17 protein-coding genes are annotated in these 20,811 nt (G+C 42.4%); 7 read left to right on the top strand and 10 right to left on the bottom strand.

Annotation, left to right across the window (positions count from 1 at the left end; translation table 11 throughout):
• Window positions 1-8: 8 nt before the first annotated feature.
• The 5 genes from CCS02_RS17990 to CCS02_RS17970 all read right to left on the bottom strand — a co-directional run bounded on the left by CCS02_RS17990 (window position 9) and on the right by CCS02_RS17970 (window position 6,020).
• Entirely contained in the window at window positions 9-806 is a 798-nt protein-coding gene (locus tag CCS02_RS17990) for a heme ABC transporter ATP-binding protein (RefSeq protein WP_157808012.1), read from the bottom strand.
• Window positions 806-1,819: a FecCD family ABC transporter permease gene (locus tag CCS02_RS17985; RefSeq protein WP_100637347.1), complete on the bottom strand. Its 1,014-nt coding sequence runs from the start codon at window positions 1,817-1,819 to the stop codon at window positions 806-808. The genes CCS02_RS17990 and CCS02_RS17985 overlap by 1 nt, the downstream gene beginning before the upstream one ends.
• Window positions 1,816-2,658 (bottom strand): heme/hemin ABC transporter substrate-binding protein, encoded by an 843-nt coding sequence (locus CCS02_RS17980; RefSeq protein ID WP_100637346.1) that lies wholly within the window; start codon window positions 2,656-2,658, stop codon window positions 1,816-1,818. The genes CCS02_RS17985 and CCS02_RS17980 overlap by 4 nt, the downstream gene beginning before the upstream one ends.
• The gene (locus CCS02_RS17975) at window positions 2,655-3,752 is read right to left on the bottom strand and encodes a hemin-degrading factor (protein WP_100637345.1); all 1,098 of its coding nucleotides are present in this window, start codon (window positions 3,750-3,752) and stop codon (window positions 2,655-2,657) included. Before CCS02_RS17975 ends, CCS02_RS17980 begins: the two co-directional genes overlap by 4 nt.
• Window positions 3,753-3,875: 123 nt before the next feature.
• Window positions 3,876-6,020 carry a TonB-dependent hemoglobin/transferrin/lactoferrin family receptor gene (locus CCS02_RS17970; protein ID WP_100637344.1) on the bottom strand — a complete coding sequence of 715 codons (2,145 nt, stop codon included), beginning with the start codon at window positions 6,018-6,020 and terminating at the stop codon, window positions 3,876-3,878.
• 321 nt (window positions 6,021-6,341) lie between these two features.
• On the opposite strand from CCS02_RS17970, the gene CCS02_RS17965 reads away from it, so the two are divergent.
• The 3 genes from CCS02_RS17965 (at window position 6,342) to CCS02_RS17955 (ending at window position 10,289) form a co-directional block, all read left to right on the top strand.
• Window positions 6,342-7,499: an amidohydrolase gene (locus CCS02_RS17965; protein WP_100637343.1), complete on the top strand. Its 1,158-nt coding sequence runs from the start codon at window positions 6,342-6,344 to the stop codon at window positions 7,497-7,499.
• A gap of 1 nt (window position 7,500) precedes the next feature.
• The gene (locus tag CCS02_RS17960) at window positions 7,501-8,019 is read left to right on the top strand and encodes a GNAT family N-acetyltransferase (protein ID WP_072840422.1); all 519 of its coding nucleotides are present in this window, start codon (window positions 7,501-7,503) and stop codon (window positions 8,017-8,019) included.
• Between the two features lie 143 nt (window positions 8,020-8,162).
• Window positions 8,163-10,289 carry a hypothetical protein gene (locus CCS02_RS17955; RefSeq protein ID WP_232728911.1) on the top strand — a complete coding sequence of 709 codons (2,127 nt, stop codon included), beginning with the start codon at window positions 8,163-8,165 and terminating at the stop codon, window positions 10,287-10,289.
• 87 nt (window positions 10,290-10,376) lie between these two features.
• Here the strand turns inward: CCS02_RS17955 and CCS02_RS17950 are convergent, their stop codons facing one another.
• The 5 genes from CCS02_RS17950 to CCS02_RS17930 all read right to left on the bottom strand — a co-directional run bounded on the left by CCS02_RS17950 (window position 10,377) and on the right by CCS02_RS17930 (window position 16,335).
• Window positions 10,377-11,411, bottom strand: a complete 1,035-nt coding sequence (locus tag CCS02_RS17950) for a TRAP transporter substrate-binding protein (protein WP_100637341.1) — start codon at window positions 11,409-11,411, stop codon at window positions 10,377-10,379.
• A gap of 19 nt (window positions 11,412-11,430) precedes the next feature.
• The gene (locus tag CCS02_RS17945; RefSeq protein WP_100187957.1) at window positions 11,431-12,708 is read right to left on the bottom strand and encodes a TRAP transporter large permease subunit; all 1,278 of its coding nucleotides are present in this window, start codon (window positions 12,706-12,708) and stop codon (window positions 11,431-11,433) included.
• Window positions 12,708-13,232, bottom strand: coding sequence for a TRAP transporter small permease (locus CCS02_RS17940; RefSeq protein ID WP_100187956.1), 525 nt, complete (start codon window positions 13,230-13,232; stop codon window positions 12,708-12,710). Before CCS02_RS17940 ends, CCS02_RS17945 begins: the two co-directional genes overlap by 1 nt.
• Before the next feature lie 43 nt (window positions 13,233-13,275).
• On the bottom strand, window positions 13,276-15,060 hold the full coding sequence (locus CCS02_RS17935) for an IlvD/Edd family dehydratase (protein ID WP_100187955.1): 1,785 nt from the start codon (window positions 15,058-15,060) through the stop codon (window positions 13,276-13,278).
• A 72-nt stretch (window positions 15,061-15,132) separates the two neighbouring features.
• Window positions 15,133-16,335, bottom strand: coding sequence for a fumarylacetoacetate hydrolase family protein (locus CCS02_RS17930; RefSeq protein WP_100187954.1), 1,203 nt, complete (start codon window positions 16,333-16,335; stop codon window positions 15,133-15,135).
• Window positions 16,336-16,448: 113 nt separating this feature from the next.
• Between CCS02_RS17930 and CCS02_RS17925 the strand changes: the two genes are divergently transcribed.
• From CCS02_RS17925 to CCS02_RS17910, 4 genes are all read left to right on the top strand, one after another.
• Window positions 16,449-17,417 (top strand): LysR family transcriptional regulator, encoded by a 969-nt coding sequence (locus CCS02_RS17925; RefSeq protein ID WP_072840415.1) that lies wholly within the window; start codon window positions 16,449-16,451, stop codon window positions 17,415-17,417.
• A gap of 86 nt (window positions 17,418-17,503) precedes the next feature.
• Window positions 17,504-19,090 carry an aldehyde dehydrogenase (NADP(+)) gene (locus tag CCS02_RS17920; RefSeq protein ID WP_100637340.1) on the top strand — a complete coding sequence of 529 codons (1,587 nt, stop codon included), beginning with the start codon at window positions 17,504-17,506 and terminating at the stop codon, window positions 19,088-19,090.
• 28 nt (window positions 19,091-19,118) lie between these two features.
• Window positions 19,119-19,853: an SDR family oxidoreductase gene (locus CCS02_RS17915; RefSeq protein WP_198515418.1), complete on the top strand. Its 735-nt coding sequence runs from the start codon at window positions 19,119-19,121 to the stop codon at window positions 19,851-19,853.
• 46 nt (window positions 19,854-19,899) lie between these two features.
• Complete coding sequence (locus tag CCS02_RS17910; protein ID WP_100637338.1) at window positions 19,900-20,748, top strand: ureidoglycolate lyase; 849 nt, start codon at window positions 19,900-19,902, stop codon at window positions 20,746-20,748.
• Window positions 20,749-20,811: the final 63 nt, after the last annotated feature.

The raw sequence follows: 20,811 nt of genomic DNA, 5'->3' as shown, positions 1-20,811 counted from the left end.
GGGGTTGGTTATTGTTTAAATTGCCACTGCGGCAGTTGGGTGTCTGGGTGTGATAAGCGGATGAGGTCCGCCTGATAAGCGGTTTCTATAGTGTTGCCTTGGGCGAGTCTTTTGGGCTCACTGTTGAAGATGACTTTGCCTTTTTCTAATAGGACGAGTTTGTCGCCATAGAGTGCCGCTAGGTTGATGTCGTGTAGGACGCAGAAAATCCCCAACCCTTTTTGGGCAAGGTTTTTAAGTAGCCTTAAGACTCGTTGCTGCTGATGCAAGTCGAGTGCTGAAATGGGTTCGTCTAATAGTAAGTATTTGCCTTCTTGGGATTGTTTTCTTGTTCGTGAGGGCTTGTCTGCGAAGAGCTGAACTAAGACTTTTGCGAGTTGGATACGTTGCTGTTCTCCTCCGGATAAGCTGGCGTATTGACGAGTTTCTGTGTCTGGCATGCCAACTTCTACTAAAGTGTCATGAATTAACCTCGAAGCTTCGTAATCAGACAATGCCCATGGCGCGAGTCCAAGAGAAACCACTTCTTTAACGGTTAATGCGAAAGGCAGATGTATTTGCTGAGTCAATACGGCGCGCTTTTTGGCGAGGTCTGCCAGCGACCAATTCGACAACAGTTTTTTATCTAGTGTGATGTGTCCTGTATCTGCTTGAAGAGCGCCTGAGCAGCATTTTAATAACGTCGATTTTCCCGCGCCGTTTGGCCCAAGAATAATAGTAAGTTGTCCAGGCTTAATGCTAAGAGAAACATTTTCTAACAAGTTTTTCCCAGATCGAATAAGTGTGAGTTGGCTGATATTAAGCATTAGCTGGTTTCTCGTATATTTTTTAAAAGTAGCCATAAGAAAAATGGCCCACCCAGTAAGCTGGTGACCAAACCAACAGGCAGTTCAGCTGGAATGACTAAAAGTCGAGCCAAGGTATCTGCTCCTGTTAGTAAGCTGGCACCTAATAAGGCAGAGCAGGGAACGACAATGCGGTTATCGGCACCAAAGAGCATACGAATGAGATGAGGGACCATTAGTCCAATAAAGCCAATAAGACCTGTAAAGGCAACGGTCACGCCGACACATAACGCCACAATGGCGATGAGCTTTATTTTGAAGCTCTCGACATCTAGTCCTAAATAACGGGCTTCTTCTTCGCCAAGTAATAACAGATTTAAGTTTTTAGATTGACGCCAAACATAACAAAGCATTGGTAATAAAATGCTCGCAATAACAGCAACTTGTTCCCATCTAGCACCGCCTAAATTTCCCATTGCCCAAAAAGTTAAGGCTCTTAGCTGCTCATCATTACTTACGTAAGTAAGTAATCCCGTTGCTGACCCAGATAAGGCATTGATAGCGATACCAGCAAGGAGTAAATGCAGCACAGATACTTGGCCCTTGTGTTTGGATAATTGAAAAATCAACCAGCAGGTTAGTACTGCGCCCAAAAACGCTGCTGCGCTTTGCATATAAGATTGTGCCCACAGTGGTAAGTTATCTGCTAAAGGATTGAGAACAATCAGAATGCCGACAAAAACGGAAGCGCCAGATGAGACGCCTAATAAGCCGGGATCTGCCAATGGGTTACGAAATAATGCTTGCATTAACGCACCAGAAACAGCAAGTGCGGCGCCGACCAGAGCAGCCATGAGTAACCTAGGTAAGCGAACCGTCATCAGTATTTGCCGGTCTATGTCATTCATGGAAGACAGAAAAAGGTCTCGCCATGAAATCGAATAGGCTCCTTGCGTTAACGCAAATATCCCCACAATAAACAACGCTAGGATTAGGGCTGGATAAGGGATTTGCGAATAAAAGGCGCGTTTCATGGTGCCCAGTCTTCAAGTTGTTGATGTATGAACTGAATCGCCTGCGGTGTTCTTGGACCTAGCCCTAATGCTAATAAAGCATCTAAGGATATTAAGCGTTGGGCTTTTGCCGCTGGTGTCGAAGCCATTCCAGGTAAAGACCAAATGGCTTGCTCGCCTGCTCGTGTAAGCCCCTGTTGAGCGACAACAATGGCATCAGGTTGAGCGAGTAGAATGGCTTCAGGAGTAAGTGCTTTATAGCCGTTTATGGTATTTACGGCATTGATCGCCCCAGCTAGATGAAACAGCGCATCGGGAGCCGTTCCTTGTCCTGCTACCATAGGAGCACCACCCATTTGTAAGACAAACAGCAAACGAGGAGGACGTTTTTTCCAAGATTCAGGAATAGCTAATTCATCAAAGGCTTGCCTAATGCTATCAATAGCCTGCTTGCCAGCGATTTCTTGATCTAATGCATGAGCGACTTGTGAAACTTTATCAAAAATACCCTGTTTGGTATCCGGCGAATCAATAGTAACGATTTTCACACCAGTATCTTTTAGCTGCTGTAATACTTTAGCAGGTCCTGCTGCTGGCGTGATGAGTAAGAGTTCTGGATGAACGCTCAGTACGCCTTCTGCCGACAGAGTGCGCTGGTAGCCAACTTTGGGCATTTGGTTCGCTTTATCGGGGTAGATGCTACTGGTATCGCTGGCAACGAGTTGCTTGTCAGCACCAAGTAAATAGACGATTTCTGTGACTGTTCCGCCTATGCTGACAACGCGCTGAGCAAAACTGAAAGTACTGCTAAGTGATCCCAACACCATCAAGGTAACGAAAATAAGCAGCTTTCGGCTCATGACGTCGTCTCCTGTTTAGCGCTTAGATTAATCACCTTATCTACTATGTTTTGCCATAGCGGTAGTTCAGGGTTGCCCGGTTTGCGTTTGCCAAATAGCGTTAAAATGGAGTCGCCTTTGGCGTTGAATGCTTCAATAGAAGTAATAATGCCGTCGCTACTTGGTCGTTTAATAGCCCAAGTTTCTGCGATCAAATCTTCTCTTAGGTGCAAGTTAAAGCCTGGGTCTAATACATTGAACCAAGGGCCTTGTTGCATAAGGCGATGTACTTCGCCGCTGAAAATTTGGATGCAGCCTTTGTTACCAACAAACACCATGATGTTGCAGTTTTCTTCTTCAGCAAAGGTTATAGCGTTTTTTACACTGTCTTGTTCTAGTTTTGTCGCCCATTGATCACCAATTTGGGACAAAGCTTGAGTACGAGAAAGGCCGTGCCTTTTGAGCATGCCATGATATTCATGAACATCTTTTAGCTCTGACCATTCTATAGCGAAACGAACTTGGTCAAAATTAGCTGGTAGCTCGCTGATAGGTTCTTGCTCCTCTTCTAACGGTAAATAAGTTGGGGTAACTGGGGAAGCGTCACGAAATTCAGTTATGAGAGCATCCCATTTTTCGGACAGAGTATTGTCTGTGCGATAGATTTTATGAAGTGCTAAGCCATGAACGTTGAAAAACTGGATACTATGGCGGCCATTTTCGACGACATGGAATGCGCTGTGCCATTGGCCAATGAAGAGACGTAAATCAATTTCGTCCGATAGAACGAGACCCATGTTGCTTTTTTCCATAAAGCTAAACTTATGATATGTCCCTGTGGTTTCGTGTACGGCTTCATCATTGCGAGTGATGGTCATCACTTCACCTACGCCTTCTAGCAGCGCCAATAGATCTTGAAATGGCGGCTTTATTGCCCATGTTTCTATTCCTTGTCGGCAAGCAACTAATTCACCTTCGCTGATGTTCAATTGTTTGGCCAGTTCCCGAGCTCGTGGCGCTTGGCTTGATGAAACAACTTCTAGGTATCGCGAGTAAGCAAGATGATTGGTGGTATTTGCTGTTTTAACTTTAGGTGCTTCGTTGTTGACTGACATATGAATTCTCCGTGAATAAACAAGGGAGAAACGCTTTCCCTTGTTTATTTCATTGGTGCTAGTAAGTATTTCGTTGATGTTAATGAGTACTTAGTTCACGTTAATAAATACTTTGAGTGTGTCTTAGAATGACAAGGTTGCATCTATGCCAAAATTACGACCTGCACGGGTGTATCTATTCAAGTTAGTGCTGGTATTGGTTAGGTTACGAATGTCATTCCAATTCATGTATTTTTCGTCGGTTAGGTTAAAAAGACCGGCGTTAAAAGTGAGGTTTTGCGTCGGTTTGTAATAGGCTGTTAGGTCAACAAGGTTGTAATCCGATGTGGCAAGCCATTGTTTGCTGGTGGATATGTCTTCTTTTTTCTTACCAGACGCCCAAGTTAGGTTGAGCTTTCCACCCCATTGCTCTGATGGGGCATCGTAGCCAAGACCGACAACCGCACTAAGCGGTGAAATGCTGTCGAGCGGTTCACCGTTTTCAAGGTTATCTCCTTCTGCATAAGCTATGGCTCCATTTAATACCCAGCCGTCATTAAGAGCATCGATGCTTTTAGATAGGTCTAAATTACCTTTGATCTCAACGCCTTTAATCACTACATGGTTAAGGTTTTGATTGGTATATTGGCCAAGGCTAAAAGCCGCTGAAGAGCCTAAAGATACTTGCTCAATGAAGTTTTTATAATCGTTGTAGAAAGCGACAAACTCTGCCGATCCATATGTATTTTGAGCACGAAAACCTGCTTCGATGAAGAGACTTTCTTCTGGTTCCAAATCTGGATTTGGTGTTATTTGGTAAGAACCATAAGAAGCTGAGTTTGCGAAGTAGTAGTAGAGTTCGTCTAAGTTTGGCGCTCTAAAACCTGAGCCTGTTTTGCCGAAAATCGTGTAGGTTTCCGTTAGAGCAAATTCGGCAGCCAGTTGTGCTGTGAGTGCTTCGTTTTCATTATTTCCCCATGACTCTATGTATTCGTCGCCTGTTGTTGTGTACTTATAATTGTCGTAGCGGATGGCAGGGACTAGAGTCAGTCGATCTGTTGCAGCCCAGCTGTCCTCTATGTACACGCCAAAGATGTTGGCATCAGCTACAGGAGAAAAACGAGATGCTGTGGTTGTACCTGATACTGTGTCTTTGTTTAGATTTTCCAAAGACTTTTTATCGTAATTTAAACCATAGCGGATTTGATGAGCGTCAATTTGTTTCACTAAATCGGCTTTTAAACTGGTACTTTCCTCATCATAAAAGCGATCAACTAGGCGGTTGTTATTGCTCCGATGTGTTTTATTGGTGGTTTTGGTATCTTGATAATCGACCTGCCATTTTAGGCGATCATATAAGGTGTTGGTTTGTGTGTTTTCATGGAAGAAGCCAATACGGCGGCGGACACTTTTGTCGTCAGAACTTTGTTGATCTGTTGCTGAGCTTTCTGAAAATAAGTCGGACTCTGACGTGCTGTGGAAGTATTCGCCCACAACACCAATACGGTTATTGTCGTTTATTTGCACCTGTACTTTGGCGAGTACGTTGTCTGATCCAGTGTCAGAAGGGTCTACTGAAGCTCGTTTGACTCCGACTGTCTGATCCGATCCTGCGTCACCTTGATGGTTCTCATTTTCATGACCATCTCGGTTTGTGTATACAAGCAAGGATTCAACCTTGCCGGTGCGATTTGCAATGGTGAGTGTTTGATTGAATTCATCCGATGCACTTTTGTATCCGGCTTTTAACGAGCCTGAAGTGTCATTGCCTTCTGCGGATAAAAAGCTACTAGGCTCTTTTGTTCTATACTTTACAACGCCACCAAGGGCACCACTGCCTTCTACAACATCACCGCCCTTAATTATTTCGACAGACTCTAATGAATCCAGATCAACGGTATTTCGTCCAGTTCTTAAATACGTGGTTGTAGGGCCGTATGCATCGGCTTGTGTTACGCCATCGATACTGATTTTTACGCGATCGCCATCAAGTCCTCGAATATTGATGCTGCTGATACCAAAACGAGAATCTTGGCTGGCATCGACACCAGGTTCGTAGCGGACTAAATCATCTAGATTACGGACTAGTGTTTTTTCGATATCTTTATAATCAATACTAGAAACTGAGCTACCCACCTTTGGTGCACTTTCTGATAGAGCATCTGCTTCAATTGTGACAGTGTCTAACTGGTGTTCTACTTCTAATGTATCTGCGGAAAAGACAGGATTTGCTGCCATAATGGATAGAGCGATTAAAGATAAGGGAACAGGGTAAGCCGTTTTTTTCATGATTTCTCTCGTTGATTCATTAAGTTACTCCGAACTAAAAAACAATCCTTTATGAGAATGATTATCACAAATTAACGATCTTTGATGCAAATGACTTTCATTAACATTTATTAATAAAGTAAGGATATTCGCTATTGAAAGAACTTTTTTAATTATGGTTTATGATTTAGGAGACGTTGTTTTTACTATGAAGGCTTAATATGTGGGAGTTCATGCGTAAGGGAATAAATGCTTTCGTTAATGAGTTTTATGGGATGCTTGATTGGTGATCTGTTTTAGCTGAGACTGTCACTAAATCTGTTCCAAACTACAGGCCCAATCATGCAATCTCTAGACGAATTAATTGCGTTACGTAAAACCCTTCATCAGAATCCAGAGCTGTCTAATCAAGAACAGGCTACAGCGGTTCGAATTTTCAACGAATTTCAAGCTTTCTCGCCGGATGAGGTTGTTACCGATCTTGGCGGAACGGGTCTGGCGTTTGTATTTAATGGTGCTGACAGTGGCCCAACGACTTTGATTCGTAGCGAATTGGATGCTTTGCCGATCCAAGAAACCAATAGTTTTGCTCATCGTTCACAAGTGAAAGGCGTTTCTCATAAGTGTGGTCATGATGGGCACATGAGTATCGTGACCGCGTTGGGTGCGGAATTGTCGAAGCATCGTCCGCAGAAGGGGCGTGTTGTGCTGTGCTTTCAGCCAGCAGAAGAAACCGGAATGGGAGCGATTCAAGTCGTAAACGATGCGCGTTTTACCGCTCTTACTCCAGACTATGCTTTTGCCCTACATAATTACCCTGGATTAGAACTGGGTAAAGTAGCTGTGCGAGCAGGTACTTTTAATTGTGCTTCTAGAGGCATGATTATCCATCTAAAAGGCAAAACCTCACATGCGGCGCATCCTGAAAATGGTATTAGCCCTGCCAATGCCATGTGCCAAATTATCCAAGAGCTAAATTCGCTGCCAGCAAGCATTCCACAACAAGCAGGCGCAGGGCGAAACTGGGTAACGGTTATCCACGCCAAATTAGGTGAAATTGCCTTTGGGACGGCGCCAGGTGATGCGGTGGTTATGGTAACTTTGCGCAGTGAAAGCAATGAAGGTATGCAAACTCTGATAGAGCAGGCCGAGCGCTTCTCTCAAGCAGTAGCAAAGAGTGAAAATCTAAGTATTTCATTTGAATACGATGATGTGTTTCAGGCCAGCGTAAATTCTCAACAAGGTTGCGATTTAGTGGTTCGTGCCTGTGAAACCACGAAAACGCCTTTGGTCTTACTGGATGAGCCAATGCGTTGGTCAGAAGATTTCGGTCAGTTCACCGCTACAGCAAAAGAGGGTGCAATGTTTGCTTTGGGTGCAGGACAAGCTAGCCCGCAATTACACAATCCAGATTACGACTTTCCTGATGGTTTGATATTTGTTGGTCGAGATCTTTTTTTGGATATTATTCGCCAATTAAATGGTTTGGAGGAGTTTTAGCATGATTACGCTTCGACAGGCTGCTTTAGAAGAACTTGCCGATGTGAAAGCGTTACTTTGGAATCATGGTCCAAATGAATGGAATTATTTAACTGAAGAAGGTGTTGATGCTGAGTTCTCTCTGATTGAGCACGGCACGGCGGTTGCTATGGTTGCGGTTGATTCCCTTGGCGCTGGCAGCAACCAAATTATAGGCTTTGCTGTTTTGATTGATGGGGCAGTCAGTCCCGATTATTTGACCAAGTATTCGGCCCTTAATGAGCTTTGTTTTATTGGTGATGTAGTTGTTTCTAGTGCATATTCTGGTCAAGGTATTGCTACGAAATTGCTTGAGTGCTGTATAGAAAAGTCCAAAGAAAAGCGAGCTACTGTTGTATTAATTGAGCGGCATGAAGAAAACTTAGCTTCTGCAGGCATGATGAGAAAAGCCGGATTCAAAGTTGTGGAAACTTTTTATGATCCAACTAAGAGATCTGCAGGCTCAAGAAAGACTTCTATTTTGGAATGCCGAGTAGGGTAAGTTCACGTCGCTATTTTGTTTTCAACATTCTTTTCAATATAAGGTATGAGTCATAGTTGACGCGATGGCTCTTTTTGGCGTTTAACGCTAAAATCTTGTCGTTTTTGACACAAAATTTTAACCCCCACTTTAAGTAACTTGTAATGAGTACTCATTCTGAAGGATCCGTAATGAAGGGAAAATTCTTTAAAGCTGCCGCTGTTATGGCTTGTTTATCTTCTGCTGCCGCATTCGGCTTTAGTTTCGACATTTTGGGTTGGTTCCAAAAGAGTAGCAATATCGACAAGATGATCGAATATGTTCCTGCTGATACGGCTCTTTTTGTTGGTGGTGTGACAAATAAAGATATTGTTACTAGCTCTGATCAGATGATGGCTCAACTGAAAGATAGCGGCGATGGTGAAGCTATTTTAGAGATGCTTAAGTCTTTTCCTGAAAGTGAAGGCTTGGATTTTATACGCTGGTTTATCAAAGATTATTACGAAGTGGCACCCAAGGGTGGCATAGCAATGTATAACCACTACGGCTTTGATATGGAAGGCGCGAGTGTTATGTATTTAGACGGGATTTTCCCCGTTATGCGTGTTGTATTGCAAGACGAACAGGCGTTTCTGAGTCTTGTTGAAGAAGCGGCTCAAGAAAGTGATTTGACCTTGGGATCAAAAACTATTGCAGACCAAACCTTAACGACTATTGAGCTGGCGAAAAATGATGATCTAGTACTGACGCTTGGTTTTATGATCAAGGATAGTGTTCTTACTATCTCAGTATTATCGCAAAAAGATGATTCAGCCGCTCAAGCTCAGCGTTTTGCTTTAACTAAGCCTTCTATTTCTATGCCAGCAGATAGCTGGAAAAACGACAGCAAGGCATATAACTTCATGGATTATTCCCATGGTTATGTAAGTTTGCTGAACATTGCTAATGCTATGCTGGACAAAGACGCTCGTGCGCACCAGCAGTTGAAAGCCTTGATGGGAGACGAGCTGCCTGATTTAACTGAAGCTCAAATGCAGTGTCGTACTGATATTGTCAATATTGTTTCTGGTGTGCCGCGTTTTGTCTTTGGTTTGAATCGTTATGATGTAAAAGACGACAACATGGCGTTTGACTTCTCCTATGCCCTAGAAATCCAAAATGCCAATGTGTTAGGCGAACTGAGTAAACTTCGCGGCTTCATTCCAAGCTACTTAAATACTAGTAAAGACCTAACTCTTGGTCTTGGTGTCGGTTTGTCTGCGGACGCTATCTCTCCGGTCTTAACGAGCTTGTGGAATCAATTTACCAAAGCGGATTTTAATTGCGCTCAGTTGCAAAATTTACAAGTGAAGTTACGGGAAAACAACCCAGCGGTGCTGTCGGTATTTACTAGCATGGCACAAGGCTTATCTGGTGTTAGCTTGGGCGTTTTTGATTTGACAAAAGATGAAAACAGTCAGTTAGGCGCTCAATACGATGCCATTGCGACCATCACTGCTGAAAAGCCAGAAGTGCTGTCTGCACTTGCTAGTAAATTCCTACCCATCTTAAATGGTGTACAAATTCCAACCGATGGTTCTGCTATAAATCTAGCCGACAGCGGTCTGCCAATGGATGCTTTCGTGGCAATTAAGGGCAAGCATTTGGTTGCTTATACAGGCGAAAAAAGTAAGCAAGTTGCTGAACAATTAGCGACCGAAGAAGTGAAGCCAAACGGCGTTGTAGCTTTTAATATGGACAGTACTAAGCTGGGCGATCTGATCATGAATATGGGGGCACTAAACGCTAGTATGGGTAAAGACTGTACCGATTTGTTTACCGTCTCTACTGCTCTTACTACGGTGCCTTTTATACTAAAAGTTCGTGAAGATCTTGATAATAATGGCTATAAAAGCGCTTGGTCTATGTCGATGAATGATGTATCAAAAATAACCATAAAACGTCGTCAAGATTTGGTGAATGCATTTAAAGTTGAATACTTAGACGAAGAGTGTAACTGGATCGATATCGGCAGTGAAACCTTTAATGAAGATGGGACCGGTACGTTTGTAGACAGAGACGATTCTAACGGCTGTAATGTATTTGAAAGTAACTTCAAATGGTCTCATGCTTTGGGTTCTATCACAGAAACTGACTCTAACACCCGATTCCGCAGCAGCTGTGATAGTGAGTGGGAACAACAAGAGAGTGTCGACTTTAGTTGCCAAATTTTGGGCGCAAAGGAAACAGAGTTTTATTGCTTACAAGACGATGGTGATTACAAAGCCCTTCATCGTTACACGCAACTGTAATCTACATAAAACGCTAATTTAGCGGTTTATTGCACTCATAAAAAATCCAATGGCGTTGCAGCCATTGGATTTTTTTGTGCTAGTTTATTATTTACTTTTTGCTTCTTTGATCGCTGCAAAGAATTGATCAAGTAGATCTTGTCCTAGTTCTTTCGCTTGGGCGTCAATAACTATTTTTGCTGAAGCTTTCATCTTATCCATTTCTTCAGGTGCAATACTGTTTACTTCCATTTTTGTTTTTAAGAAAGCCAGAGATTTTTCAGCTTGCTCTCTACTATCTTTTCTTTCTGCTTCTCTGGATATAACGGCCGCTTTTTTAATGATTGTTTTTTCATCATTACTAAGCTTATCCCAGAAAGGCTTACTGATTAACATAACCCATGGGCTATAGACGTGATGTGTCTGGCTAAGGTACTTTTGAACTTCATAAAATTTACTAGATTGGATAGTGCTATATGGGTTTTCTTGTCCGTCTACAGCGCCAGTTTCTAATGCTGTAAATAGCTCTGAAAAGGCCATAGGGATTGCGTTGGCTCCCATTTGGTTGAAGAGCTCTAAATACATAGGGTTTTGCATAACCCTTAGTTTCACACTATTTAGATCATCCATGGTTTTTATAGGTCGTTTTGAGTTGGTTAAATCACGAAACCCATTCTCCCAGTAAACAAGGCCAACAACTCCATGTTTTTCTAAGCCATCAAGCATGGCTTGTCCAAATTTTCCATCTAGAACTTTGTCTGCTTCTGGACCATCTTTAAACATGAATGGTAAATCCCAAATCGCAAAACTTTTGTCTATGCCAATTAATGATGATGTTGACGTGATCATCATTTCTTGCGCTCCGCCAATTAGCGCATTTTGCATTTGAATTTCATTTCCCAACAAGGCGTTTGCAAAAGATTTCACTTTGAATTTTCCATCAGAAAGGCGGTTTACTTCCTCTGTAAATGTTTGTACTGCTCTACCCTGTTTACTATCTTGATTTAATCCATATCCAAATCTAATGATTCGAGAGTTCACATCTTGTGCGCTGGCACTAATTGAACCAATTGTAAGAGTGGTTCCGATAGTAATCGCTAAAATAGATTTGAATGCTTTTTTTGATATTGTTATTTTTTTCATTTAATTTTCCTTTTTAGGTTTAATAGAGCAGTTTTGCTGGTACGGTTATAATTTCTGGAAATATTACGAATAATACTATTATTGCCATATACGCAAATAAGAAGGGTAGTATTCCTCTTGTTATTTTTTCTAATGGCTCTTTTGCTACGCTAGAAACAACGCTTAAAACGGTGCCAACTGGAGGTGTAATTAGCCCTACACAGCCAACCATAATAAACATAACGCCAAAATAAATAGGATCTATACCTGCTTTAATAATTAAAGGTATGGTTACAGGTGCTAATATCAATATAGTTGGTGTTAGATCCATAACCATCCCGATTAATAACATGACGATCACGATTGTCGCCATTAATGTTCTAGGGCTGTCCATAATAGGCTCTAGAATACTTATTAATTCAGAAGGAAGATCTGCTAATGTCACCATATATGAAGAGACAATCGCCGCTGCGCAAAGAAACATAACAATACTTGTTGTATAGGCTGCTTGAATGAATAGAGGGATAAGGTCTGATATTTTCAATTCACGGTAAACTAGAAGACTAATTATCATTGCATATCCAGCAGCAATGACGGCGGCTTCGGTTGGCGTGAAAAGTCCTCCTCGTAATCCACCGATAATAATTACCGGCATAAGCAATGCAAAGAATCCATCTTTTGCTACTCTTAGTCTGGTTTTTATACTTTGGCGAGGTTGAGGTTCCACATCGACCGTTTTCATGCTCCATTTCCAAGCTAAGACCAAACCTAGTCCCATGATGATTCCAGGTACAATGCCAGCCATAAATAGCTTGCTGATAGATTGATTCGCCGTTACGCCAAAAATGATAAATGGCATGCTTGGAGGAATAATCGGCGCAATAATCCCGCCTGCAGCAATGAGTCCTGCAGAGCGACCTATTGGGTAGCCATTATTGCGCATCATTGGGAGAAGGAGCGTTGCTAGTGCTGCTGTGTCTGCAATCGCTGAGCCAGATAAGCTTGCCAGTATCACGGCTGCAATGATAGCTACGTATCCTAATCCTCCGCGTCTATGGCCTACGCAACTAATTGCAAGGTTAATGATACGTTTGGATATCCCCCCTGCATTCATTACTTCCCCTGCAAGGATGAAAAACGGTACTGCCATCAGGGGGAAGCTATCGGCACCATTGATAAGGTTTTGTGCGACTAATTGAGCATCGAAAAAATCTAGATGCCACATTAATGTTATGCCAGTTAATACCAAAGCAAATGCTATTGGCATACCCAGAAACATAAATCCAGCTAGGCTGAATAAAAAAATCCCTAATGCCATTAGTTATTCTCCTTGAGTTGTTCTGGAGATATTTCGGTATTTCCTGGAATATGAGAATTTTCACTTTTTAGAATAATTAGTATGAGATTTCTTATAATATAGAACCCCATGCCAATTGATGCGAAAAGGCCAGTGGAGTACATAAATGCTAAAGGATATTGCATAACAGTTGAATTTATATTCCAACCGATGTTGTATTGTTTCCAACTGCCTTCTAGAAATAAATACAAGGCATATAGCATAAGAGAATGACTGATTATTGCGCATATTAATCGTAAATTTTTAGGAAGTTTTCTTTGTATAAGATCAAAACCAATATGAGAATTTCGACCAACAGCAAGAGTTGCTCCCATAAAGATAAGCCATACAAACAAAAGTCTCGATAGCTCTTCTGAAGCTGCAATGCCCGAGCCAAATAAATATCGTAAAACAACATTTATAAAAACTGCAGAGAACATTACTGCTAAAGCTAAAGCCATCATATACTCAATGAATCGTTCGAATTTATTGATTATATTGTTCATTTTTTTCACCGTTATTATTTTAATTACATTAGAGAGAAATATTCTAATGTGAGTGTCTAGGTGGATTGTCTTTAGATATCACTTTTAAATGTAAGGTTGCGGGTTCTAGGCAGCCACCGGTTGAAAGTTGGCCAACAAGTTGACGATACAATTCTTGCCAAGGTGTTTGAGATGCCGGGATGTTTGGCGTCCATTCTTCACGGCGTTTGGCCATTTCCTCATCATCAATTAAAAGATTAATTGAACGATCATTGAGGTTGACCAGAAGCTTGTCGTTGGTACGAAGTAGCGCAATACCACCGCCAACAGCGGCTTCAGGGGACATATTGAGAATAGATGGGCTTGCTGATGTGCCACTTTGACGACCATCGCCAAGGCATGGCAATGATGAAATCCCTTTTTTCATTAATTCTGACGGTGGATCCATATTGACGACTTCGGCACTGCCAGGATAACCAACTGTGCCAGCACCACGAATAACCAAAATACATTTTTCATCTATGTTGAGTTCGGGGTCTTCTATTCGAGCATGATAATCTTCCGGCCCTTCAAACACGATCGCGCGAGCTTCAAATGAGTTTTCTGCACCAGGTTCAGATAAATAGGTTTTCTTGAATGCGTCACCAACCACAGACATTTTCATTATGGCGCTATCAAAAAAGTTACCACTTAGAACGATAAAACCCGCTCGATGTTTTAGTGGCGCTGCGCATTCATAAATAACATCAGCGTTATTAGTGGGGTTGGCAGTTGCAATTTCCCCGATGGTTTTGCCGCTTACTGTTTCACATTGTTCATGAAGGTAACCAGATTTTTGAAGCTCATGCAGAACCGCAGGTACGCCTCCAGCGCGATGAAACCCTTCACCAAGATGTTTACCAGCAGGCATGCAATTGACTATTAGAGGCACATTTTCACCGACTTCCTGCCAGTCATTAAGTGATAAATCTATGCCCATGTGACGTGCAATGGCGATTAGGTGAGGAGGGCAATTTGTGGATGCGCCAAGTGCGGAAGCAACCACAATAGCATTATGAAATGATTCTTTAGTCATGATCTGTGAAGGGCGAATATCATTAAGTACCAGTTCACAAATACGCTTGCCCGTTGCGTAGGCCATTTGTCCGCGTTCTCTGTACGGTGCCGGTATACTAGCGCACCCAGGTAATGACATGCCTAAGGCTTCAGCCAGAGCATTCATTGATAACGCTGTGCCCATGGTATTGCAATGGCCAATGGATGGGGATGCAGCGGTTGTCATCTCCATAAAGCCTTCGTAGTCAATCTTCCCTGTTGCTAATAATTTACGAGAACTCCAGATAACGGTGCCAGAACCGATTAGCTCACCTTTATGGTGTCCATCCAACATAGGTCCACCAGATAAAACAATCGCAGGTAAGTCGGTTGTGGCTGCAGCCATGAGACAAGCAGGGGTCGTTTTGTCGCAACCTGTGGTTAGTACTACGCCATCTAAAGGATAGCCGTGGAGTATTTCGACTAATCCTAAGTACGCTAAATTACGATCCAGTGCCGCTGTTGGGCGACGACTTTGCTCGGCAATTGGGTGGACTGGAAATTCCATTGGTATACCGCCTGCATCACGAATACCTTCTTTAATTCGTTGTGCTAGTTGTACGTGATGGCGATTACAAGGTGTTAAATCACTTCCTGTCTGAGCTATGCCGATAATAGGTCGACCTGATTGAAGCTCTTCACGAGTCAGGCCTTGGTTCATGTAGCGCTCTACATAAAGCGCTGTCATATCGGCGTGGCTTGGATCATCAAACCATTGCTGACTGCGTAAGCGAAACTTATTATTATTTTGCATGTGAATATCTCTGTGTTTTTTAATTATGCGGCGCTATTCCCATCATCAAATATTCGTTGATGATTCAACTCGTTATTTACTGACAAAGTTATTTTTAGCTTTTAATAAACCGCGGTGAGTTAAGTTATTGATGAGTGAGTTGATACCAAACTCCCATGGCTTTGCATCGCTGCTGTAAGTGACGGTGTTGTATAGCGTGCCAAGTTTTGGGCTGCTAATGATGACTGTGTCGCCTAGCTTATGCGTAAAACCGCCGCCAATATGATCACGATCTTGAGTAGGTGAGAATAGCGTCCCTAGAAATAAGAAAAAGCCATCAGGATATTGGTGATTTTCGTTAATAGTCTGCTGAACAAGATCTACTGGGCTACGACTTATTTTTATCATGGAAGACAGCCCTTCTAGGGTGTAACCGTCGGTGCCTTTTACTTGAAGAGTAACTTCGCAAGTATGCACATCCTCTAAGGTGAAGTTATCGTCAAATAAACGAATGAAAGGGCCAATGGCACAAGAGGCGTTGTTGTCTTTTGCTTTGCTAAGTAGCAGTGCGCTACGACCTTCGAAATCACGTAAATTTACATCGTTTCCTAGGGTTGCGCCTTGTATCTTACCTTTGCTGTTTACGGCTAGAACAATTTCAGGCTCAGGATTGTTCCACTCAGATTTCGGATGAATACCAATGGATTTTCCGCTTCCGATAGCCGATAAAACGGGGGCTTTTGTGAAAATTTCCGCATCTGGGCCAATACCGACTTCTAGATATTGTGACCACATGCCTTTTTCTATTAACAGTTCTTTCAACTGTGTAGCTTTTTCAGAGCCAGGCTCAACGGAACTTAGGTTATCGCCAATAACGCCTTCTACTAAAACTCGGATGGCTTTCGCTTTTGAAGGATTACCTCCCGCTTGTTCTTCGATTACTCGTTCAATCATGCTTGAGGCAAATGTGACGCCTGCGGCTTTAATAACTTGAAGATCGGCTGGAGCGAGTAGATAGGCTTGATCAGTGTTGGCTGAATCATGGGTGTTGTCCAGTAGATCCTCTAGACTGCATAGGAATGTTCCTTCGACGTCTTTAAGTTGTTCTACAGGATGATCGTTTTCTAGGAATTCACTTAGTGTTGCAAAGTGTGTCGATATATCAAAAACATTGTTTTCGCGAATGACAACGAGTGATGGGCCTGAAGGATTGCCTGGAGACCAAACGCGGCCAATAAGAGTCGCTTGGTTCGCATCGACTGGTAGGGTGTTCTTTGTTGTAAGTTTGATCGACATAATTGGTATTTCCTTATTCTTGTTGGAATGTACATTAAGATGGGGAATCGATAAAATCCAATGACATATAGTTAATATTTGATAACTGGTGGTTATTGATTGAAGGAAGGGTTATGTCACATTTTTCATTTTCAACGTTTTGTAATTGGATAAAATTTAGGCATCTTTATTTATTAGATTCACTTGGGCGTACAAAAAATATGCACTTGACTGCACAGCAAATGAATTTGAGCCAGCCAGCAGTGAGCAAGATGCTCAAAGAAATTGAGGGGTTGCTTGGTTTTGAAGTGTTTGATCGACTGCCGCGAAGTATGGTGCCGACTACTCTAGGGGAGCATGTTATTCGATATGCACATATGACCTTAAATGATGCTAATGGTTTTGTTGAGCAAATTACTAGCTTGCATAAAGGTGGACATGGTTACTTAAAAGTAGGGGGGATTTTTGCCGCTACCTCAGCGGTCCTTCCTGAAGCGATTATGGAAATAAAGAAACGTTCCCCTTTGTTGAATGTTGAAGTGGTTGAACAAACAAGTGGGAACTTGATGAAAATGTTGGAAGAAAAGACGTTGGATTTAGCAATAGGTCGCTTTTCAGAGCAAGGACAGCAACAAAATTTCGACTTTACTCCCTTAGCTCCTGAAAAATTTTGCTTAGTCGCCAATTCAAGCCATCCTCTTAGCGGAGAGGAGACGGTTTCACTTGAAAAGCTCTTTGAATGGCCTTGGTTGCTATACCCTAAGGGGACACCGATTAGAGACCGTATGGAAGAATCTTTCGCTAAAGCAGGGGTAGCATTACCGCAAGATATTGTGGTGACGATATCTGTGCAGACTTTTCTTGAATTGCTTCAGCGAGGTCCAATGATTGGTATGCTACCAACCGTTATGGTTAAGCCTCATGTAGAAAGTGGTGTTTTAACTGTGCTTAAAACACCGTTGGATTTAGTGCCCCAATATTACGGTATCTTAACAAGGAAAAATGAAGCGTTAGTCGGTCCTGCATTAGAGTTTGCCAATATTCTTCAGCATAATGCTCAACAAATATTGGCGGCTGAAAAACAACCAATTGATATTGTTTAGTTATCAGTTGATCAGTAAAAACCATTGGTAAGTGATCGATATCAGACCTAAATTACCGTGAATAACAAAAACGGTATGGGAAATTTATGTCTGATTACAACGGTTACAATTTTATTGGAAATACTCGTAGTGCAAGAGGGGATGTTGTTTTAAAGAGTTGGGATGCCACAACTGGACTTGAGTTGGCTCCTTCATTTTATCAAGCAACGATGGATGAAGTTGATTCCGCCTGTAAAATCGCTTCATCGGCCTTTCCGCTTTATAGCAAGCTATCCGCAACTCGTCGTGCAGAGTTTTTAAACAAGATTGCTGATGAATTAGACATTCTAGGAAAAGACTTTGTTGATTTGGTTCAGCAAGAAACCGCCTTGGATGAAGCCCGTATAAAAGGTGAATGCGGCCGTACGAGTAATCAAATGAGGTTATTCGCTGATTTATTGACCCGTGGCGACTTTTACGATGCCAGAATAGATACCGCAATGCCAGATAGACGCCCTTTACCTCGCGCTGATATACGTCAATGTCGTGTTGGTCTTGGTCCTATCGCTGTATTTGGCGCCAGTAATTTTCCATTAGCCTTCTCAACGGCTGGTGGCGATACTGCTTCAGCTCTTGCAGCCGGTTGTCCAGTAGTATTCAAAGCCCATAGTGGGCATATGGGGACGGCTGAAAAAGTGGCGCTTGCTATCCTCAGAGCAGCCGAACAAACGTCTATGCCTGATGGTGTATTCAGCATGATATTTGGATCGGGTGTTGGTAAAGCATTAGTTAATCATCCGGCTATTAAAGCGGTAGGTTTTACGGGGTCTTTGGCTGGTGGTAAGGCTATATGTGATATGGCGGCAACTAGACCTCACCCAATTCCTGTTTTCGCTGAGATGAGTAGTATCAACCCTGTTATTTTATTGCCTCAAGCTTTAGAAAATAGAGGTGAATTGATTGCAGTGCAACTAGCCGATTCTGTGGTTTTGGGTGTTGGGCAATTCTGTACTAATCCAGGTATGGTAATTGGTATTCGATCTGCCAATTTTAGCGCTTTTGTTAAGCAACTCTCTTCAGAAATATCACTCAAACCAAGTAAGACAATGCTAAATAGCGGCACTTTGAATAGCTATCAAAAAGGGTGTGACGCTTTACAAAATCATCCATCAATTAAAATCTTAGCCAGTGCAGAGAGTGTTGAAAACAAAGCCACTGCTTATTTATTTCAGGCTGATTCCAGTTTATTGCTGAGTGGCAGTGAGCTACTACAAGAAGAAGTATTCGGTCCTGCTACCGTTATTGTCGAAGTGAATGACATGGAAGAGTTACAAGCCTGTATTTCGGCGATGCATGGTCAACTGACAGCCACTTTAATTGGTGAATCCGAAGAGCTAGCTGAGTCTCAAGAATTACTTTCATTGCTCGAAGAAAAAGCAGGTCGAGTACTTATTAATGGTTATCCAACAGGCGTTGAAGTGTGTGATGCTATGGTACATGGCGGACCATTTCCAGCCACTTCAGATTCTCGTGGTACATCGGTGGGGACCTTGTCTATCGACCGGTTCTTACGCCCAGTTTGTTTTCAAAACTATCCAAACTCACTCCTTCCTGATGCGTTAAAAAATAGCAATCCGCTCAATATTGAACGCTTAGTAAACGGTGTAAATACTAAAAACCCTATTGAAGAATAAGCATCAAAAATAATAAGGAGATATTCCAATGAAGGGTAAGAAAGTACTTATAACAGCTGCAGGTCAAGGAATTGGCCTGTCCAGTGCAAAAGCATTTTTGGATGCGGGAGCGGACGTTTTTGGTACGGATATTGATATTCGTAATCTGCAAGCAATAGCAGGATTAAAAGCGCTTTATCTTGATGTGACTTCTGAGGCTGGAATTGTCAATCTGCTAGATCAAGTCGGTAATATAGACGTCCTTTTTAACTGCGCTGGCTATGTACATGCTGGGGATATTCTGGCGTGCGATGAGATGGCGTGGAGTAAATCGTTTGATCTTAATGTTACGGCGATGTACCGAATGATTCGTGCTTTCTTACCTGGAATGATTGAACAGGGTGGAGGCTCAATCATCAATATGGCATCAGTGGCATCTAGTATTAAAGGTGTACCTAATCGCTTTGCGTATACAGCAAGTAAGGCGGCAGTGATAGGGCTAACAAAATCCATAGCATCTGATTTTATTGGTAAAGGCATTCGCTGCAATGCTATATGCCCAGGTACGGTCGATTCTCCATCTTTGCGTCAACGAATCTCTGAACAAGCTCTACAACAAGGGCTAACTGAGGAGGCCGTCTTTAATCAATTTATTGATCGACAGCCAATGGGGCGCATAGGGCATCCTGATGAAATTGCCAAATTAGCCCTATATCTAGGTTCCGATCAGTCTAGTTATACAACTGGAACGGTGCAAATTATTGATGGTGGTATGAGTATTTAGTGTTTGTACTCGCTGAAAACAGTATTCGAAATGGTAGGAGATAACATTGAAATTATTACGATATGGTATTAAAGGGTCTGAGAAACCAGGTGTACTTGATGATCAGGGCCAAATTCGCGATCTATCTGGCTATATTGATGATATTTCTGGTAGCGCTTTAAGTGATGAGGCGATAACTAATTTGAGAAAGCTGGATTTGAATACCCTTCCTAAAGTGGCTGGTAATCCACGTATTGGTTCATGTGTGAACCATGTTGGAAAGTTTATTTGTATTGGCTTGAACTATGCGGATCATGCTGCAGAGGCCAATATGCCAGTTCCAGAAGAGCCAATCATTTTCAACAAATGGACAAGTGCAATATCGGGCCCAAATGATGATGTTGAAATACCGATTGGCTCAACGAAAACAGATTGGGAAGTCGAGCTGGGTGTTGTTATCGGTAAAGCAGGGCGTTATATATCAGAGTCGGACGCAATGGATTATGTTGCAGGGTACTGCGTTATCAATGACGTCTCTGAACGTGAGTGGCAAATTGAACGTGGCGGTACTTGGGACAAGGGTAAAGGTTTTGATACGTTCGGCCCAATTGGCCCATGGTTAGTGACGAGAGATGAGGTGCCAAATCCTCATGAATTAGGCTTATGGTTGGAAGTTGATGGACATCGTTATCAAAACGGAAATACCAACACTTTGATTTTTAAGATCCCAGAAATTATTGCCTATTTGAGCCGCTGCATGAGTTTGCAACCAGGTGACATTATTTCAACCGGTACTCCGCCTGGTGTGGGAATGGGGATTAAGCCTAATGCCGTTTATTTGAAGCCTGGGCAGACAATGAAACTAGGAATAGATGGGCTTGGGGAGCAACAGCAGTTTACGGTTGCAGCAAAATAATACATAGAAACTGAAAGGCAAATTTGAGGTCTCCAATTCACCCGGCGACCTCAAATTTATTCG

The sequence above is a fragment of the Marinomonas sp. ef1 genome (assembly GCF_002806845.1).
GTDB lineage: Bacteria > Pseudomonadota > Gammaproteobacteria > Pseudomonadales > Marinomonadaceae > Marinomonas > Marinomonas polaris.
The sequence above is the reverse complement of the archived record's forward strand: the minus strand, read 5'-3'. Positions and strand labels throughout refer to the sequence as shown.

Excerpts from the sequence above, each read along its gene's own strand:
- CCS02_RS17980 (WP_100637346.1), bottom strand. The coding sequence starts at position 2,658 with ATGAGCCGAAAGCTGCTTATTTTCGTTACCTTGATGGTGTTGGGATCA.
- CCS02_RS17950 (WP_100637341.1), bottom strand. The coding sequence starts at position 11,411 with ATGAAAAAAATAACAATATCAAAAAAAGCATTCAAATCTATTTTAGCG.
- CCS02_RS17945 (WP_100187957.1), bottom strand. The coding sequence starts at position 12,708 with ATGGCATTAGGGATTTTTTTATTCAGCCTAGCTGGATTTATGTTTCTG.
- CCS02_RS17935 (WP_100187955.1), bottom strand. The coding sequence starts at position 15,060 with ATGCAAAATAATAATAAGTTTCGCTTACGCAGTCAGCAATGGTTTGAT.
- CCS02_RS17985 (WP_100637347.1), bottom strand. The coding sequence starts at position 1,819 with ATGAAACGCGCCTTTTATTCGCAAATCCCTTATCCAGCCCTAATCCTA.
- CCS02_RS17940 (WP_100187956.1), bottom strand. The coding sequence starts at position 13,232 with ATGAACAATATAATCAATAAATTCGAACGATTCATTGAGTATATGATG.
- CCS02_RS17930 (WP_100187954.1), bottom strand. The coding sequence starts at position 16,335 with ATGTCGATCAAACTTACAACAAAGAACACCCTACCAGTCGATGCGAAC.
- CCS02_RS17960 (WP_072840422.1), top strand. The coding sequence starts at position 7,501 with ATGATTACGCTTCGACAGGCTGCTTTAGAAGAACTTGCCGATGTGAAA.
- CCS02_RS17925 (WP_072840415.1), top strand. The coding sequence starts at position 16,449 with ATGTCACATTTTTCATTTTCAACGTTTTGTAATTGGATAAAATTTAGG.
- CCS02_RS17965 (WP_100637343.1), top strand. The coding sequence starts at position 6,342 with ATGCAATCTCTAGACGAATTAATTGCGTTACGTAAAACCCTTCATCAG.
- CCS02_RS17970 (WP_100637344.1), bottom strand. The coding sequence starts at position 6,020 with ATGAAAAAAACGGCTTACCCTGTTCCCTTATCTTTAATCGCTCTATCC.
- CCS02_RS17955 (WP_232728911.1), top strand. The coding sequence starts at position 8,163 with ATGAGTACTCATTCTGAAGGATCCGTAATGAAGGGAAAATTCTTTAAA.
- CCS02_RS17920 (WP_100637340.1), top strand. The coding sequence starts at position 17,504 with ATGTCTGATTACAACGGTTACAATTTTATTGGAAATACTCGTAGTGCA.
- CCS02_RS17915 (WP_198515418.1), top strand. The coding sequence starts at position 19,119 with ATGAAGGGTAAGAAAGTACTTATAACAGCTGCAGGTCAAGGAATTGGC.
- CCS02_RS17990 (WP_157808012.1), bottom strand. The coding sequence starts at position 806 with ATGCTTAATATCAGCCAACTCACACTTATTCGATCTGGGAAAAACTTG.
- CCS02_RS17975 (WP_100637345.1), bottom strand. The coding sequence starts at position 3,752 with ATGTCAGTCAACAACGAAGCACCTAAAGTTAAAACAGCAAATACCACC.